Genomic DNA, 16,553 nt, shown 5'->3' on the forward strand with positions numbered 1-16,553 from the left:
TGGTCTTTTTTTAGTTCTAAAAAGTAGTTAAGGCTTGGTATTTGTTATTTAGTGAATCCACTATAAAATTTAACTATTTGTGTGTCAAATTAAAGAAGGGATACATAGTATATAATATACAAAAGATAAATGAGGATGGGCAGAAAGGGGGAGGTAAAGTGGATCCAAACAATTTAGAGAGCTTAGGCTCTTTAATAAACAATCTAACAGGCGGGGCAGGTATTAAGGGGCTCGGCGACCTTAGCAAACTTGTAGGCCTATTAGGAAATAAAGAGATAGGAGGAAAGGGAAGCAATAAGTTTCCGTTACTTTTAATCCTACTCTTGATAATCCTATTTGGCAATAAAGGTTATAGCTATGGTTATAATTCCCCACAATATGTGTGCTGCTGTTGTAACAAAAAGCATCACAAGCACCGCAGGAGAAAAGATTGCTGCTGCAACTGTGGCTACGGCGGATATAGTTCATGTGGTAGCTATGGAGCCTATGGAGGATGCGGTAGCTATGGCGGCTATGGAGGTTTTAGCAATATAATTTTTATAATAATAATATTGCTGCTTATTCGTTTAAGTAAAGGTGCTAGCCCAATAATGTCACCTGCTACACGCAATATCTTCAACCTTAACGCCACAGATAATTTAGATACAGATGATGAAAATATAGAATGTATAGATGCAAATGAAGAAGAATAAATTACATTGAAACCATGGCCCAAGAAAGGGGGGTATATCATGTCAAGAAGATGTAAATGTGGATGTGCTTGCGGTTACCCAGCTAGAGTAGCTGGAGTAGCAGAATTCCCAGTATCAGGATGCGGAGGATTTGATCCATGCAGATTAGCACTATTCTTATTAATATTGAAGAGAGCATGTATCATCGATCATGAAACTGCAACAATATTAATATTCTTATTCTTGCTTTGCTGCAGAGGATTTGGATCAAGAAGCATATGCGCAGGAGGATTTGGTTACTAAAATTCATGGAGGGCTTTATGCCCTCCTATTTATAGAGAGGTGAGGTAATGGGAAAGCATAGAAAACATAAATCGAAATATAGCAAAAATTATGATGAGGTAAATGGAGGAAGTGATTTAAATGTTAATAATTTATCCTCCATACTAGGTAATATAGACATAAATCAAATAGCCTCTCTTTTAAACAGAACAGGTATTCTAGATAATTTTGCAGGCAATCAAGCAGATCAAGATGTTTCAAATACAGCTCAAAGAGAGATTAATACAGATGGGATTAATGGTATAGATTTTCTTCAATTACTCAATCAAGCTAATAATTTAAATAATATGATTATGAATAATGAAGAAAATATAGATGAAAAAGATAGAAATAAACATAGTAAAGATAAAGAAAATAAAGGGAAAGAAATTGAAGAAAATTATATGGATGGATTACCACAAATAACAGACGATCCAGTTGTAATGCTTTTAAAAGCTATAAAACCTATGGTAAACATGGAGAAGGCTCAGATATTAGATAAAATAATAGATTTATACATCCAAGGTAAAATATAAGTTCATAAAAAATAAATTCGTAAAAAATATAAACTTCCAAATTGGAAGTTTATATTTTTGGAACTATGTTACATTTTCCGTTGAGTTTACCACCTTCGTCTATTACAAGCTTTGTTACGTTTATATCTCCAAATATCTTTCCGCAGTTCTGTATGAGTAAACTCTCTTCGCAAATTACATTTCCTTCAACAGTTCCATTTACAATAGCATTTTTGCAAGAGATATTTCCCTTACATACAGAAGAAGAATCCAAAATTACATTATCTTCCCAGAGAACATCTCCTTCTATAGTTCCATCAATTTTAAGCAAACCACTTCCATGAATTTTACCGATGATTTTACAGTCTGCACTTATTAAATTTTCAATTTTATTTATATCCTTTTCACTAAACATAATAAAATCCTCCAATATATGTACTTAATTAAAAATATGATTGAAATTTAAAAATTATGCTAGTATATTTTTAAATTTTATATAAAATTGCACCATAAAGTACTTAAGAATAAATAAAGGAAAAATAATACCTAAGATTTCATATATGCTAAAATCAATTATCATATTATAAGGAAGATTATAGAAAAATATAAAAAATATTAAATGTTAGTGAATAAAATATACAAAATAGGATAACATATATAATGTACAATGGAGGAGTAACAATACATAAATAAAATGTTACCCTCTTACTAGTGCTAAAACCCCCCATCCCCCTTTTGATTGGGACCGCCAAATGCGGTCCATTTTTTATTATTTCTTAACATATAATGAGGATATTTTAAAGCAATACTTTTCTTTAGAATCCTTAAAGAAATTTAGTTTTAACTTTAATGTATGGTTTCTAATATCTTTTAATGATTTTATAGAATTTGCTCTAAAATTTAGTGTCCATTCTACCTGTATAGGGTCACCATCTTTATTAGACTTAGTATCTATAAAGCTTGCATCCTGAAATATAAAATTAGAACTGGAATTAGCCATACTTTCAATAATAGGCAAGGCTTTATCATAAGTCTTAGGATCAAAAATCTCCTGTGGAAGCTGAATATTTTCTGGGTTGAGAGAAGTTATTGCGTTAATAAAGCTTAGTATAGTGTCCTTTCCCATGAATGTTTCCTCAGCTCTATAATTATATCTTTCTAGTTTACCTTGGAGCAATATGTAGTTTGAAAAAGAAAAATTATTCTTAGATATATTGCCTGATATCATCTTAGGAGTTTTATTATTTGTACAATCTATAAATCCTAGTATGTTATTATAGCTGCAAAATATATCTTTAAACCTATTTTTTTCGTATAAAAATACATGCTGAATGGGTCTATTTTCTTTGGAAGATTGAATAAAAATCTCTGGAATTTTATCTCTAGAAATATCCAAAATATTAACTCGCATAGGCCAATATGGACAATAATTTCCAACTGAAGCTAAATTTTTACTAGGTTCAAGATAAAAGCTATCTTTTTCCGTGTTTACCTGGAGACAATACTTGTCTTTATTTAAGGTTATGTAGAGGACATCTTGCTTACCATCACCAGTAAGATCAGACTTATAAACCTTGTCTATTGAACCTATACTGAATGTGGTATAAGAGGTCCTGTTATCCGATAAAATAGAAAAACCAAAGAATATTAGTACTATAACAATAAGTAAAAAATAATAGATTTGCTTACGCTTTAAAAACAATACTTTGAATTTCAAAATTAACACCCCCATTTACTTATATTTATGAATGAGGATAAAAAAATATTTGCAAAAAAGAAAAATAGGCAAATTAATGCCTATTTCTTATCTTTACATTCGGGACACATTCCGTAAAAATAAACTTTATTTGATATTACTTCATAGTCAGTATGGTTCTTTACTCTATCGTTCAAATCATCCAATAAAAGACCCTCAATATCGTCTACTTTTCCGCAACACATACACTGAATATGAGGGTGAGGAGATACATTGGCATCATATCTAAAATTGCCTTCACCTACATTTAATTCCCTTACAAGATTTACTTCTACTAAAGTTTTTAAAGCTTTATATACAGTAGCTAAACTCATTGTTGGATAGTCTTTGTGAAGGGCTTTATAAATAGTTTCTGCTGATGGATGCTCACTAGTTGAACGTAGATACATATAAACTGCAATTCGTTGAGGTGTTAATTTTAGTTTATTTTCTTTAAATATAGCTGTTATATTATCCATAGGCACCACCTTTTTTATTCTATTATTTATTATTATATAATAGAAATTATTCTTAGTCAAATGCTATAAGTGAACCTAAATCTTTTTTCCTTTTTTTCATACATATATAACCTTTATAGCATAATATAATAATAGAAAGAGAGGGGGAATTGAAGTTTGAGAAAAACTTATGTTCTGGATACTAACGTAATTTTGTATTCTCCGCGTTCTATTCTTTGTTTTGATAATGCTGATGTAGTCATACCTGAAGTGGTACTAGAAGAATTAGACGCTTTAAAAAAAAATAATGGCGAACTTGGGGCTAATGCACGGATAGCAGCACGTCTTATAGATTCTATTAGAAAACAGGGAAACCTTATAAAAGGTATAGAACTGCCTAATGGCGGGAAACTTAGGGTAGAGATGAATCATTATGATACAAAGATACCTTCCTATTGGGATAAGATGAAAGCAGATAACAGGATAATACAAGTATGCATAGGATTGAAAGCTAAAGGGGAGGATGTTTATCTCATTACTAAAGATATATTTGAAAGAATTAAAGCTGACACAGTAGGCATTAAAGTTGATGATTATTATGAAAAAGTTGTTCCTGAATATGATGATCAATATACAGGAAGAATTGATGTATATGTTTCTTCCGATAAAATAGATTTTTTCTACAAAAATAGATGGCTAGATGCTGAATCCTTAAATGTTTATTCGCAGGAGGCAGAAGAATATTCTGTTCCAACCTTATATCCTAATGAGTTTCTTATAATCCATTCTTTAGAGAATCATAAACAAACTGCATTAGCTAAATTTGATGGAGAAAAGGTTGTTCCCCTCATATATAAGGATAGCTGTCCTATGGGAATTAGTCCAAGAAATGTAGGACAAAAATTTATGCTAGAAGCATTATTTACTGAAGCAAAAAAGGCACCTTTAGCCATAATAAAGGGACCAGCAGGAACTGCTAAAACTCTTTTTTCTCTTGCTGTAGGACTTCATAAGATTTTAGAAGAAGATAGCGGTGAGTATAGAAGAGTATTAGTTTGTAGGCCTAATGTGACTATGGATGAAGAAATTGGATTTTTACCAGGAACTGAGCAGGAAAAAATTGCTCCTTATATGAGACCTGTTTTAGATAATTTAGAGATTTTAATAGATTCTGATGAGAAAGAAAGATACAAAAATGAAAAAGAACTAGATGATAAAATAAGAGAATTGTTTGATAGGAGAATTATAACTACAGAAGCTGTAGCTTTTTTAAGAGGAAGGTCTATAGTTAAGAATTGGGTTATAATAGATGAAGCACAAAATCTATCTCCAAAACAAGTAAAAGCAATTACAACAAGAGTTGGAGAGGGAACAAAATTAGTGCTTATAGGAGATCCAGAGCAAATAGATCAACCATTTTTAGATTATAGATCAAATGGACTATGCTATGCATCAGAAAAGATGAAAGGGAGTAAATTGTGTTATCAAGTAACTCTTAAATATGATGAATGTGAAAGATCAGAGCTTGCTCATGAAGCTTCACAGAGACTATAAAGCACCAAGTTTTCGGTGCTTTTTTCATATGAATGATAGTTCCTTATTTTGTAAAATATTTATAAAGACACTATGTAAAATAATGGCATTATTATATAATTATTATTGTAATGTAATTGATTTAAAAATACGAAGGGGTGAGGTGTTTGACTAAGCATGAAAGAAATACAAAAAAAGATATAAAAATAAAAAAGATAATATTAACTTTTATCATATGTATATTCGTTATATTTTTATCTATTGGAGGATATTTATGCTGTTCCTTTATATATAATTCCTATATAAATGACAGATATAGACAAGGTAATGAGGGAGATTACATGGAAGTTGATGGAATAACTAATATATTGCTGCTTGGAAGCGATGCTAGAAATTTAGACGAACAAGCAAGAGCTGATGCAATTTTAATATTGTCCATAGACAATATACATAAGAATTTAAAATTGGTTTCTATTATGAGAGACAGCTATGTAAAAATACCAGGTCATGGAGAACAGAAAATTAATCACGCATATTCAATAGGAGGAGTAGATCTGCTAATTGAAACAATAGAAGAGAACTTTAACATAAAGCTAAATAACTATTCTATAATCAACTTTAATGGATTTCAGCAGTTTATAGATTCAATAGGAGGGCTAGATTTAGATGTATCTTCTATAGAAATGAATGAAATGAATAAATTTATACCAGAGGTAAACCCTAAAGATCCTCACCTAGTGCAAAATCCCGGATTTCAGCATTTAGATGGTCAGCAAGTTTTAAGCTATGCCAGAATAAGAAAGGTAGGAAATGGAGATTATGATAGAACTAAAAGACAAAGAGAAGTAATCTCTGCTATAATAGATAAACTCAAAGATACGAGTATATTAAAGTATCCTTTAGTAGCATCAAAACTGTTTCCTTGTATCAAGACCAACACAGATATAGGAGAAATATTAAATTATGCTTACACTGTATATAAAATAAATAACTTTACACCAGAGCAAATGCTTATTCCAGTTCCAGAGATAACAGAATCAAAAATATTGAAGAATAAAGGATGGGTTCTTCTTATGGATATAGAGCAAAATGCAAAAATAATGAATGACTTTATTTTTAATAATATAAAATATGATGCTAAGGATTTAGATATGGATTCTTTTAGAATGGCTATGAAAAAATATAATGAAGACATCAGCACTAATCCAAAAGATGCAAAAGATGAGGAGCCTATATATAATAAGGAAGATGCTATAAATGAAATAAGAGAGGAAGAAGAGAACATTGAAAAAGAAATATATGATGAGGGGAAATATGGGAAACCGAAACATAAGAAAGAAAATATAAAAGAAAATACAGAAAAAAATGAAAATGCAGTACAAAATAATAAAAAAGAAATAAATTCAAATCACAGTAAGAATGAGAATAAAGACGCTAAGCAACAAAATAAAGACAATAAAGAAATAGAAAATGAAAATATAAAGCAAGATGAAGATGATAAAAAAGATAGCACAGAAAATACAGAAGATAAGAAAGAGACAGAAAACAAGGACGTAAATATGAGTGAAAAAGACAAAATAGAGACTTCCACCAATAAAGAAGATACTGTTGATAATATATCTAATACTGGTATTGATATAAAAAATAAGATTTCATAAATAAAACTATATAGGGCATAAGAGGAAAATTTGGCGATAAAAATTACAATAATTCCAAAAAATCAGTTTGAAAAAAGTCGAATTTGTTGTACAATATAATTTGTACTATTATAAGATAAAAACCAAAAAGGATGATCAATAAATGAAGAAAGCTGGTAAAAAAAATAACAAGAGAAAAAGAAAAAAAAGATTTTCTTTTAAACTGTTTTTAGCTTTTATTATTTTTGAAGTTGTATTCACAGGTATAACTGGACCTTTTATGCTTTATTATGGACCATTTACAAATGCAAGAGATGCTATGGTTGGAGCTGCAATGACTACTTTAAGTCATCAATGGATTGCAACTACATTTTTATCACAGGAACGAATAAATGAAATTTTAAATGCTAATAAGATACGTGATTTAGATCAGAATAGTACAAGCAGTGGAGGAGAGATAGATATAAAGGGGATTAATGATGATACCATAGAAAGATATGAAATAGATGGAAAAACCTTTAAAGGGCATCTCTTGGTTATTCATGATCCAAGACGTGTTAGAGTAGGTTATAGCAGTAAGCTTGGAAAAGTAGGAGAAACTACAAGTAAGATTGCTAAGGATAATAATGCAGTAGCAGCTGTGAATGCAGGAGGTTTTATAGATGAATCTGCTAGCGGTAAACAATGGGCTGGTACTGGTGCAATTCCAAGAGGAATTATAATGTCAAAGGGAAAGATTATATACAATGATTATAAAAATGAAAATGTAAAGGATGATATTGTTGCGATTACAGAAGAAGGTGAATTGCTAGTAGGAAAACATACTGTAGGAGAGCTTAAGAAAAAAGGAGTTAGTGAAGCAGTATCCTTTGGTCCAGCACTAATAGTTAATGGAGAAAAGGCTATTACAAAAGGCGATGGAGGTTGGGGAAAAGCCCCTAGAACAGCTATAGGACAAAGAAAAGATGGAAGTATACTTTTATTGGTTCTTGATGGTAAGCAAATATCAAGACTTGCTGCAACTTTAAGAGATGTACAAGATTTGCTTTATGAGTATGGTGCTTATAATGCCAGTAATTTAGATGGGGGTTCATCAACTACTATGTATTATAATGGTAAAGTTATAAATGAACCTGATAGTGCTTTAGGTGAAAGATCAATACCATCTGTTATATATGTAGAGCCTTAAAGGAGAGAAATAAATGAAAGCTTTAAAAAGAATAATAGTATGGATACTTATATCTTTAAGTTTACAGATAGCTGTTTTATACTATGTAGATAATTATTTCTTTGCCACAGAAAGTGTGAGTAATACAATAGTTTCTACAAAAGTTGATGATGAACAAGAGAATAAGAAAAAGGATATAGATATATCAATTCCAGATGAAGCAGAAAATATATCTTTATCCTATGATGGAATGTATTTATCTTATTATTATGATGATGTTTTAAAGATAGTTGATACTTATACTGGAAAAGAAAATAATATAGAACTTGATGACGAAGTTAAAGTATCTTTCTATAGATGGGCACCAGATAGAAATATAATGCTTATATCTGGGAAAAAAGAATATAATAACAGCTCAAAGTTTTTATTTTATTCTTATGATGCAGAAAGAGATGCATTGGAAAAATTAGAGACGAAAGAACAGGATGAAACAGCTATTACATCAAGTAAATCAGCAGAGGTTGAAGATTTACAGTTATCACCTCTTACCAACATGATTTATATAAAGACTGCTTTAAAAGGTGGTAGAAGTAGTATTCATAATATAAACATAATGAAGAGAATAGAAAAAGTAAGTACTAGAGTAACTTTCATAGGGGATATAAGAATAATACCTAATGATGACAGGATAGCTTATGAAGGAATTAATAAGAGCAAAGTATATGTAACAGGAAATGAGTCAGCTATATCTATTGATGGAGTGGATAAATTATGCCTCATAGACGTGGATGATAATGATAACATTTATGTAGGAGAGTTAGACGAAGGCAGTGCTTTGGGAGAATATAAGATTAAGAATATATATTATGGTAGAATAGATGAAGATACAGATGAATGGAATAAAATCAATCTTCCAGAAACTATTAATAAAAAGGATGTATATATATCAAGAGATGGTAAGATTTATATAAATGATAATTTAAAGGGAGAAGTTACAGAGCTTGATTCTCAAAAGAAAATAGAATATAAGGGAATTTTCCTTCAGATGTATGATGGAGGAATAGCTTCTATAAGCGAAGGGAAATTGCTAGAGACCTCACTAAAATAAATAAAAAATCCTTACTGGTGACCAGTAAGGATTTTTTATTTTGACTAAAAATTAATTAAATTTCTAATATTTGTTTACATATAATAACAAAATTTGTATAATTTAATTATGAAACAAATTATTTAAATCAATTACAATATAATTATTAGATTTAATAATTTGGATTTGGATAAGGGGGGATAAAATTGTTGAAAAAATTGAAAGTGAAAAAGGTCATGTCTTTATTAATGACATTTTTCATGATGTTCACACTATTAACGCCATCAACGGTTTTAGCTTCAACTGCAGATGATGATGTAGTTACACTTCAAATACTTGCCACAAGCGATGTACATGGTGTGTTTTATCCTTATGATTATGCAACTAATACAGCCGATGAATCTGGAAGTTTAGCTCAAATAGCAACAGTAGTAAAGAAGCTAAAGAAAGAAAATCCTAATACAATATTAGTAGATGCTGGAGATGTTATAGAAGGAAACTCTCAAGGATTGTTTTTAAATGAAACAAATCCTATGATTGTGGCTATGAATGAAATCGGTTACGATACGTGGACACTAGGAAATCATGAATTTAATAAAGGAATTCCAACTTTAGAGAAGAATATGAATCAATTTAAAGGTACTGTTCTTGCAGGAAATGTATATAAAAAAGATGGTACCACTCTTGGAAAGCCTTATACTATAATAGAAAAATCAGGAGTTAAAGTTGGAATAATAGGAATGACTAACCCTAACATAACTAGATGGGATGGCCCAAGATTAACAGAGTATAAGGTAACTAGCCCAATAGAGGAAACTAAAAAGGTAATTTCAGAGATAAAAGATAAAGTAGATGTAATAATAGCTGTTGACCACATGGGAGATACTCAGGAATATGTTCCAGAAGATTCAGCAGAAAATTTGGCTAAAGAATGTCCTGAGCTTGACGCTATTGTAGCTGCTCATGCACATAAGGCTGTAGAAGGAATAAAAGTTAATGGTACTACAATAGTTGAAAATAAGAATACTGGAGATACTTTAGCAAAGATAGATATAAAAGTAACTAAAAAGAATGGCAAATATGTAGTTGAAAACAAAGAAACAGATGTAACATCTAAATTAGTTTATATGCAAGATCCAAATACTAAAGAAGTTAACTATAAAGCTGATGAAACTTTATTAGAAATGTTAAAACCTTATCATGAAAAAGCTTTAAATGATGCTAATACCATAATAGGTGAATTAAAGGGTGGAGACTTAGTAGGACCTGAAAAGATAAAAGGAATACCTAATGCTCAAGTTGAAGATACAGCTATGATTGATTTCATTAATGCTGTACAAATGTATTACACTGGAGCAGATGTATCAGCTGCTGCTGCATTTAGAGAAGATGCTAATATGAAAGAAGGTCCAATTAAAAAGTCTGATGCAGCTTTAATTTATAAATATGACAATATGCTTTATCTATTAGAAGTAACAGGAAAACAACTAAAGCAGTATATGGAATGGTCAGCTAGTTTCTATAACACATATAGACCTGGAGATTTAACTGTATCCTTCAATCCTAATATAAGAGGATATAATTATGACATGTTCTCTGGTGTTAAATACGAAATTGATGTAAGTAAAGAGCCAGGAAACAGAATAGTTAATTTAAGAAGAATGGATGATACTCCAATAAATGATACAGATGTATTAAAGCTTGCTGTAAATAACTATAGATATGATTCTCAACTATCAAAACCAGGTATAATATATGCTGAAGGAGAAGAACTTCCAAAATTACTACAATCAGATGTAGAAAATACTCCTATAAGAGAATTAATCAAGATTTATATTCAAGATGTTAAAGGTGGAGTTATAACTCCAGAACTTGATAACAACTGGAAGATAATAGGAACAAACTGGGATGAAACTAAGAGAGCAGAGGCTATAAAACTTGTAAATGAAGGAAAGATTAAAATACCTACATCAGCTGATGGAAGAACTGCTAATGCTGCTGCAGTTACTGAAAAAGACCTTATAAAATATAATGGTGGAAAAGTTATTGATATAGTATCATTTAATGACTTGCATGGTTCTGTAGAGGAAAGTGGAAAGAATCAAGGTATAGCTAAACTTGCTGGAGCAATTAATGAAATGAGAAAGCAAAATCCAAGTACTATAGTTGTATCAGGCGGAGACATGTATCAAGGAAGTGCAATATCTAACTTAACCTATGGTGCTGTAGTTAATGAATTCTTAAAATCAGTAGGGATTGAAGCATCAGCAGTAGGAAATCATGAGTTTGACTGGGGAGCAGATAGAATAGCAAACTGGGCAAAGGATGGAAATTTTGATTTCTTGGCATCTAATATTTATGATAAAAATACAGGAAAAGCAGTAACATGGGCTAAACCTTATAAGATAGTTGAAAAGGATGGAGTTAAAATTGGATTAGTAGGTCTTGCAACTCCTGAAACAGTATACAAGGTTAAAGCTGAAAATGTTAAAGATGTAGAATTTAGAGATCCTATTGAAGCAGCAAAGGAATGGGCAAAAGTAGCAAGAGAAAATGGTGCTGACGTAGTTATAGCATTAACTCACTTAGGATCAACTCAAGACAGTAATACTAAAGAAATTACAGGAGAAGCTGCAGAACTTGCAAAACCAGGAGTAGTAGATGCTGTTATTTCAGCTCATACTCATGAACCAGTATGTGGAAATGTAAACAATGTACCTGTAGTTCAAGCTTATTATAATGGTAGAACATTAGCAAAATTAGAGTTAACATTTGATAAAGATAACAATCTTTTATCAATAGAACCATCTCTTGACCAACTATATAACAGATCAAATACAATAGTAGAGGATGAAAAAGCAAAAGCAATACTTGAAGATTACAAAGTAAAGGTAGGACCAATACTAGCAGAAGTTATTGGAACAACCGATAAAGATTTAACTCATGACAGATATGAAGGAGCTTCATTGCTTGGCGAATGGATTTGTGATGTTATGAGAAAAGCAGCGGGAACGCAAATTGCAATAACTAATGGTGGAGGAATTAGAACTTCAATAGTAAAAGGCAATATAACTATGGGAAATCTTTATGAAGTTATGCCTTTTGATAACACATTAGTTAAGATGGAACTTAAAGGTTCAGATTTGAAGGCTAATATTGAATATGGTATAGACAATCAAAATATAGGTTGGGTTCAAATATCTGGAGTTATGGTAACTTACAAAGATAAAAAGATAAATTCTATGACTCTTTTAGATGGAACTCCAGTAGATATGGATAAGTATTATACAGTAGTTACAAATGATTTCATGGCTACAAATGGTGATGGATATAACTTTGATAATGCTAGAAACGTAGTTGATACAGGAATACCAGTTAGGGATGCTATGGTTGATGCTCTAAAGAAAGTTAAGAATCTTTCAATTACTAAAGTTGGATATTTAACTGAAGGAGAAGCACCAGCAGTTAAGCCAGAAGTAAAACCACAACCACAAGAAAAACTTTCAAACGTATATGTAGTAAAGAGCGGAGACACTTTGCGTAAGATTGGAGAAAGATATGGAGTAGACTATAGAGAAATAATAAAAGCTAATAACATTAAAAATCCTAGCATGATCTTCCCTGGACAAAAGATTAAGATTCCAGGAAAGATAGTTATAAATAAAGATACAGTTTACACTGTAGTTAAAGGAGACACACTTAGAAAGATAAGCGATAAATTTAGTGTGGATTATAGAGAAATAGCTAAGAAGAACAATATTAAGAATGTAAATATGATTTATATAGGACAACAACTAGTAATACCGGCAGCTTAACTTATAAATCATAACAAGTACTATAAAAAAACCACCAACTAGACTGGTGGTTTTTTTATAGTTGATGAATCTTTTTAATTATAAAGCTTATGAAAATAAGTATTAAGCATAATGTTTTTTATCCTCTATTTTGATATAATAAAGTTATTAAAGATTAGGAGGAAAGACATGTTTAATAGCGAAAATATATTGTATACAATATTGTTAATACCTGGAATATTATTTGGACTTACATTTCATGAGTATGCTCATGCATGGGTAGCAGATAAATTAGGGGATAAGACTCCTAAATTTCAAGGGAGACTTACTTTAAATCCATTAGCTCATATAGACCCAATAGGTTTTATTATGATATTGATTTTTAAATTTGGGTGGGCAAAACCAGTGCAAACTAATCCAAGTGCTTTTAAAAATTATTATAAAGATGACTTAAAGGTATCTATAGCAGGAATAGTAGGTAATTTATTTGTAGCATTTATATCATCTATAGTTTTAGCTGTAATCTTTAAATTGCCAATGCAGAATAAAAACTTACTGCAGATACTAACCTTAATAGCACTTTTTTCAATACAAATGAATTGTTTATTGTTTGTACTAAATTTACTTCCTCTTCCAGGTTTTGATGGATTTCATATTTTAAGGGATTTGTTTCCTAAAATTTTCTACAAAGCAGGAAATGTTCTTTATAAATCGCAATTTTTAATATTATTAATATTTATTATGCCTATTTTCGGAGGAAACTCACTTATTGGAATTATTGTAGGTGGACCTGCAGCTATAATGTCTAATATATTTGTTAAATTTACTTATACATTAATGAATCTTGTTTAACTAAAAATTATATATACATGGAGATTAGCACAGAAATTTAGAATTTACCATTATGCATAATTATTGTTTAGAATTTATGATTAAAGTATAATATGAAGTAAAAAGGCTAAGAAGAATAAACTCTGAGGAGGAGAATAATGAGACTAAGGAAAAAGAGATGGGCAAGACCAGAATTAGAGGCAAGTCCTTTATTTAAATCATTTGAAGAAGCAAAAGAATTAAAAGGAAGATGGAAAGAAGAATTTAAAAATGATAATGATATATATCTAGAATTAGGCTGTGGAAGAGGTGGATTTGCAAGACAAATCGCTGCAAGGTATCCTGATAAAAATTTTATTTCTGTGGATATTAAAGATGAGATTTTAGTTTATGCTCTTAGAAATGTAGTAGAAGCAGAACTTACAAATGTAAGAATTATAGCTATGCAAATAGCTTTTATAGAAGAAGTATTTGATAAAAATGAAATAAGCAGAATATATATAAACTTTTGTAATCCTTGGCCAAAGGCAAGGCATAATAAAAGAAGACTTACTCATACAAGATTTTTAAATAAATATAAAGCCTTTATAAAGCCTGGTACAGAAATTCACTTTAAGACAGATGATTTAGACTTATTTGAAGCTTCTATTGAATACTTTGAAGAAAGTGGCTTTGATATTATTTACAAGACTTATGATTTGCATAATAGCGATTATGCTGAAGAAAACATAATGACGGAGTATGAAAGCAAATTTAAAGAAAAAGGGATAAAGAGCAAGTTTCTTATAGCAAAACTTAGATAAAAAAGTTAAAAAGTTAGAAAAATAAGTTGAAAAGTTTTTCTAACTTTTAATATTAATAAACTGATTTCTGCAGTTGGTTCCTTTAATTACTATAATATATAATTGCAAAAATAGAAATAATATCTCTTATAGAAGTATATTTTCAATAAATCAAATGAGAAAATAAAAAAGTAACTATAGGAGGTATATGATAATGTATATAGATTTTACTTTTGCACATGTAATAACTGATTTAGTAAAGGGACCTGATAATAATATTACAGGATATAGATTAGAAAATGGAGATGTAATATCAAAAGGAGAAGCTATAGATCTTTCAAAGCAAGGAGCTATAAAAGGCATAAGCGAAGAAGTTTACAAACAAAAAGATGAGTTTTTGAAAAGCATACCTCATGAAGAATTTAGCAATATTTTAGAGTTGCCAGTTATTAAAGACTACGACTAAACTTAGAATATTTTACCAAGTAAAATATTTCTGAGTTAAGGCACCTATGGTGCAAGTAGAGAATTGTCTTTATTTATTTCCTATAAAATTTCGATGAATTGATGAGATATTAAACATCACACATGGGATTTGCATTGTAGAAAGTGTTGAACAAGCAATTAGAAGCTCTTTTATTTATGGATTTAAAACAATATAAGAACATTCTATCCCATGCGTGATGTTATATATAAGAAATTTAAAATACAACGAGGAATAAGATATGATTAATGATAAGGGTTATATACATATTTATACTGGAAATGGAAAAGGGAAAACCACATGTGCTTTAGGTCTTTCTTTAAGAGCAGTTTGTGCAGGCAAAAAGGTGTTTTTTGCACAATTTGTGAAAGGCATGGATTATAGTGAGTTAAAAGCTCCGAAATATCTTCCTAATTTTTGCATGAAGCAGTATGGAAAAGATACTTTTATAATAAAGAAACCTAAGGAAGAAGATATTAAATTGGCTAGAGAAGGGCTAAAGGAAATAGAGGAAATACTGATGAGTGAAGAGTATGATTTAGTTGTAATGGATGAACTTAATATAGCTCTTTATTATAAGTTATTTTCAACAGAAGAAATAATAAATATTTTAAATAAAAGAAATAAAAAAATCGAGGTAGTAATTACGGGAAGATATGCACCACAAGAACTCATAGATATGGCGGATTTGGTGACGGAAATGAAGGAAATAAAACATTATTATACCCAAGGGGTTGAAGCGAGAGAAGGGATAGAAAAATAGTCCCTTCTTTTTTATGTTATGAATTAATTACATAATCCATACAATATAATACACATAATAAATATATACAAAAGTTTAAAATATTATAGGAGATATTTTATGTGTAATGAATTAGCTAAAAATTTTATTGATAGTATAGAAAAATTTGATGACAAAACATATCTTTTATCTATAATAATATATAATATAGCTCCTGTTATAGCAAAATATAAACCTTCTTATCTAATAATATTTCACGATAAAGGAAGAAGAAATCTATATGAGGCTTGGGAGAAATATAAAAATTTTATAAAAAAAGAGTTAAAGATGGAGTTCTATCAATTAAAAAAAGCAAATTACAATACAGCAGTGCTTTTCTATAATGAGGATGATTTAAGCTCGGTACTTAAGCAAGAAAGACACGTAGAATTTTTAAGCACTTATGGATACCAAAAAAATATGTCTTTAGAAAAAAGCTTGGAAAGGTTAAAAGAGAGATATGAAAAAGAATGTCCGCATGAGATTGGAATATTTCTAGGATATCCAATAGATGATGTAATTGATTTTATAAATTCTTCAGGTAAGGATGCATTAACCTTTGGATATTGGAAGGTTTATAATAATAAAGATGAAGCCATTAGTACATTTAAAAAGTATGATGAAGTAAAGGAAAAAGTTATGAAATTAATTATGCATGGAGTGGAACCATTGAACATTATAAATGATATGTTAATTTAACATATATAGTAAAAAATAACTGGATATTTCTTGACAATGACAGTGAAAATGGTATAT

Annotated in this window: 16 protein-coding genes; 13 read left to right on the forward strand and 3 right to left on the reverse strand. The window is 30.0% G+C overall.

Annotated features, from left to right (window positions below; genetic code table 11):
- Nucleotides 1-158: 158 nt before the first annotated feature.
- From CPAL_RS10725 to CPAL_RS10735, 3 genes are read left to right on the forward strand one after another with little or no spacing between them, the layout of a single operon-like run.
- Entirely contained in the window at nt 159-692 is a 534-nt protein-coding gene (locus CPAL_RS10725; protein ID WP_242862616.1) for a hypothetical protein, read from the forward strand.
- A gap of 39 nt (nt 693-731) precedes the next feature.
- A complete protein-coding gene (locus tag CPAL_RS10730; RefSeq protein WP_106024591.1) occupies nt 732-974 on the forward strand; it encodes a hypothetical protein in 243 nt (80 codons plus the stop codon).
- Between the two features lie 47 nt (nt 975-1,021).
- Nucleotides 1,022-1,528 (forward strand): hypothetical protein, encoded by a 507-nt coding sequence (locus tag CPAL_RS10735; protein ID WP_061857866.1) that lies wholly within the window; start codon nt 1,022-1,024, stop codon nt 1,526-1,528.
- A gap of 49 nt (nt 1,529-1,577) precedes the next feature.
- Here the strand turns inward: CPAL_RS10735 and CPAL_RS10740 are convergent, their stop codons facing one another.
- The 3 genes from CPAL_RS10740 to perR form a co-directional block, all read right to left on the reverse strand.
- The gene (locus CPAL_RS10740) at nt 1,578-1,922 is read right to left on the reverse strand and encodes a bactofilin family protein (protein WP_061857865.1); all 345 of its coding nucleotides are present in this window, start codon (nt 1,920-1,922) and stop codon (nt 1,578-1,580) included.
- A 354-nt stretch (nt 1,923-2,276) separates the two neighbouring features.
- The gene (locus CPAL_RS10745) at nt 2,277-3,233 is read right to left on the reverse strand and encodes an FG-GAP repeat domain-containing protein (RefSeq protein WP_061857864.1); all 957 of its coding nucleotides are present in this window, start codon (nt 3,231-3,233) and stop codon (nt 2,277-2,279) included.
- Between the two features lie 71 nt (nt 3,234-3,304).
- Nucleotides 3,305-3,721, reverse strand: coding sequence for a transcriptional regulator PerR (perR, locus tag CPAL_RS10750; protein WP_061857863.1), 417 nt, complete (start codon nt 3,719-3,721; stop codon nt 3,305-3,307).
- A gap of 156 nt (nt 3,722-3,877) precedes the next feature.
- Here perR and CPAL_RS10755 point away from each other — a divergent pair, with 156 nt between their 5' ends.
- The 10 genes from CPAL_RS10755 (at nt 3,878) to CPAL_RS10800 (ending at nt 16,496) form a co-directional block, all read left to right on the forward strand.
- Nucleotides 3,878-5,254: a PhoH family protein gene (locus CPAL_RS10755; protein WP_061857862.1), complete on the forward strand. Its 1,377-nt coding sequence runs from the start codon at nt 3,878-3,880 to the stop codon at nt 5,252-5,254.
- A gap of 146 nt (nt 5,255-5,400) precedes the next feature.
- Complete coding sequence (locus tag CPAL_RS10760) at nt 5,401-6,891, forward strand: LCP family protein (RefSeq protein ID WP_061857861.1); 1,491 nt, start codon at nt 5,401-5,403, stop codon at nt 6,889-6,891.
- 142 nt (nt 6,892-7,033) lie between these two features.
- The gene (locus CPAL_RS10765) at nt 7,034-8,059 is read left to right on the forward strand and encodes a phosphodiester glycosidase family protein (RefSeq protein ID WP_061857860.1); all 1,026 of its coding nucleotides are present in this window, start codon (nt 7,034-7,036) and stop codon (nt 8,057-8,059) included.
- A 13-nt stretch (nt 8,060-8,072) separates the two neighbouring features.
- Entirely contained in the window at nt 8,073-9,146 is a 1,074-nt protein-coding gene (locus CPAL_RS10770; RefSeq protein WP_061857859.1) for a hypothetical protein, read from the forward strand.
- 185 nt (nt 9,147-9,331) lie between these two features.
- Nucleotides 9,332-12,940, forward strand: coding sequence for a 5'-nucleotidase C-terminal domain-containing protein (locus CPAL_RS10775; protein WP_061857858.1), 3,609 nt, complete (start codon nt 9,332-9,334; stop codon nt 12,938-12,940).
- A 168-nt stretch (nt 12,941-13,108) separates the two neighbouring features.
- Nucleotides 13,109-13,771 carry a site-2 protease family protein gene (locus CPAL_RS10780; RefSeq protein WP_061857857.1) on the forward strand — a complete coding sequence of 221 codons (663 nt, stop codon included), beginning with the start codon at nt 13,109-13,111 and terminating at the stop codon, nt 13,769-13,771.
- Nucleotides 13,772-13,908: 137 nt separating this feature from the next.
- Entirely contained in the window at nt 13,909-14,553 is a 645-nt protein-coding gene (gene trmB, locus CPAL_RS10785; RefSeq protein ID WP_061857856.1) for a tRNA (guanosine(46)-N7)-methyltransferase TrmB, read from the forward strand.
- A 193-nt stretch (nt 14,554-14,746) separates the two neighbouring features.
- Entirely contained in the window at nt 14,747-14,998 is a 252-nt protein-coding gene (locus CPAL_RS10790) for a DUF3892 domain-containing protein (RefSeq protein WP_061857855.1), read from the forward strand.
- A 259-nt stretch (nt 14,999-15,257) separates the two neighbouring features.
- A complete protein-coding gene (cobO, locus tag CPAL_RS10795; protein ID WP_061857854.1) occupies nt 15,258-15,779 on the forward strand; it encodes a cob(I)yrinic acid a,c-diamide adenosyltransferase in 522 nt (173 codons plus the stop codon).
- A 99-nt stretch (nt 15,780-15,878) separates the two neighbouring features.
- A complete protein-coding gene (locus CPAL_RS10800) occupies nt 15,879-16,496 on the forward strand; it encodes a DUF3793 family protein (RefSeq protein WP_106024592.1) in 618 nt (205 codons plus the stop codon).
- The last annotated feature ends 57 nt before the right edge of the window (nt 16,497-16,553 follow it).

This window comes from Clostridium thermopalmarium DSM 5974, from assembly GCF_002995795.1.
Classification (GTDB): Bacteria; Bacillota; Clostridia; order Clostridiales; family Clostridiaceae; genus Clostridium_H; species Clostridium_H thermopalmarium.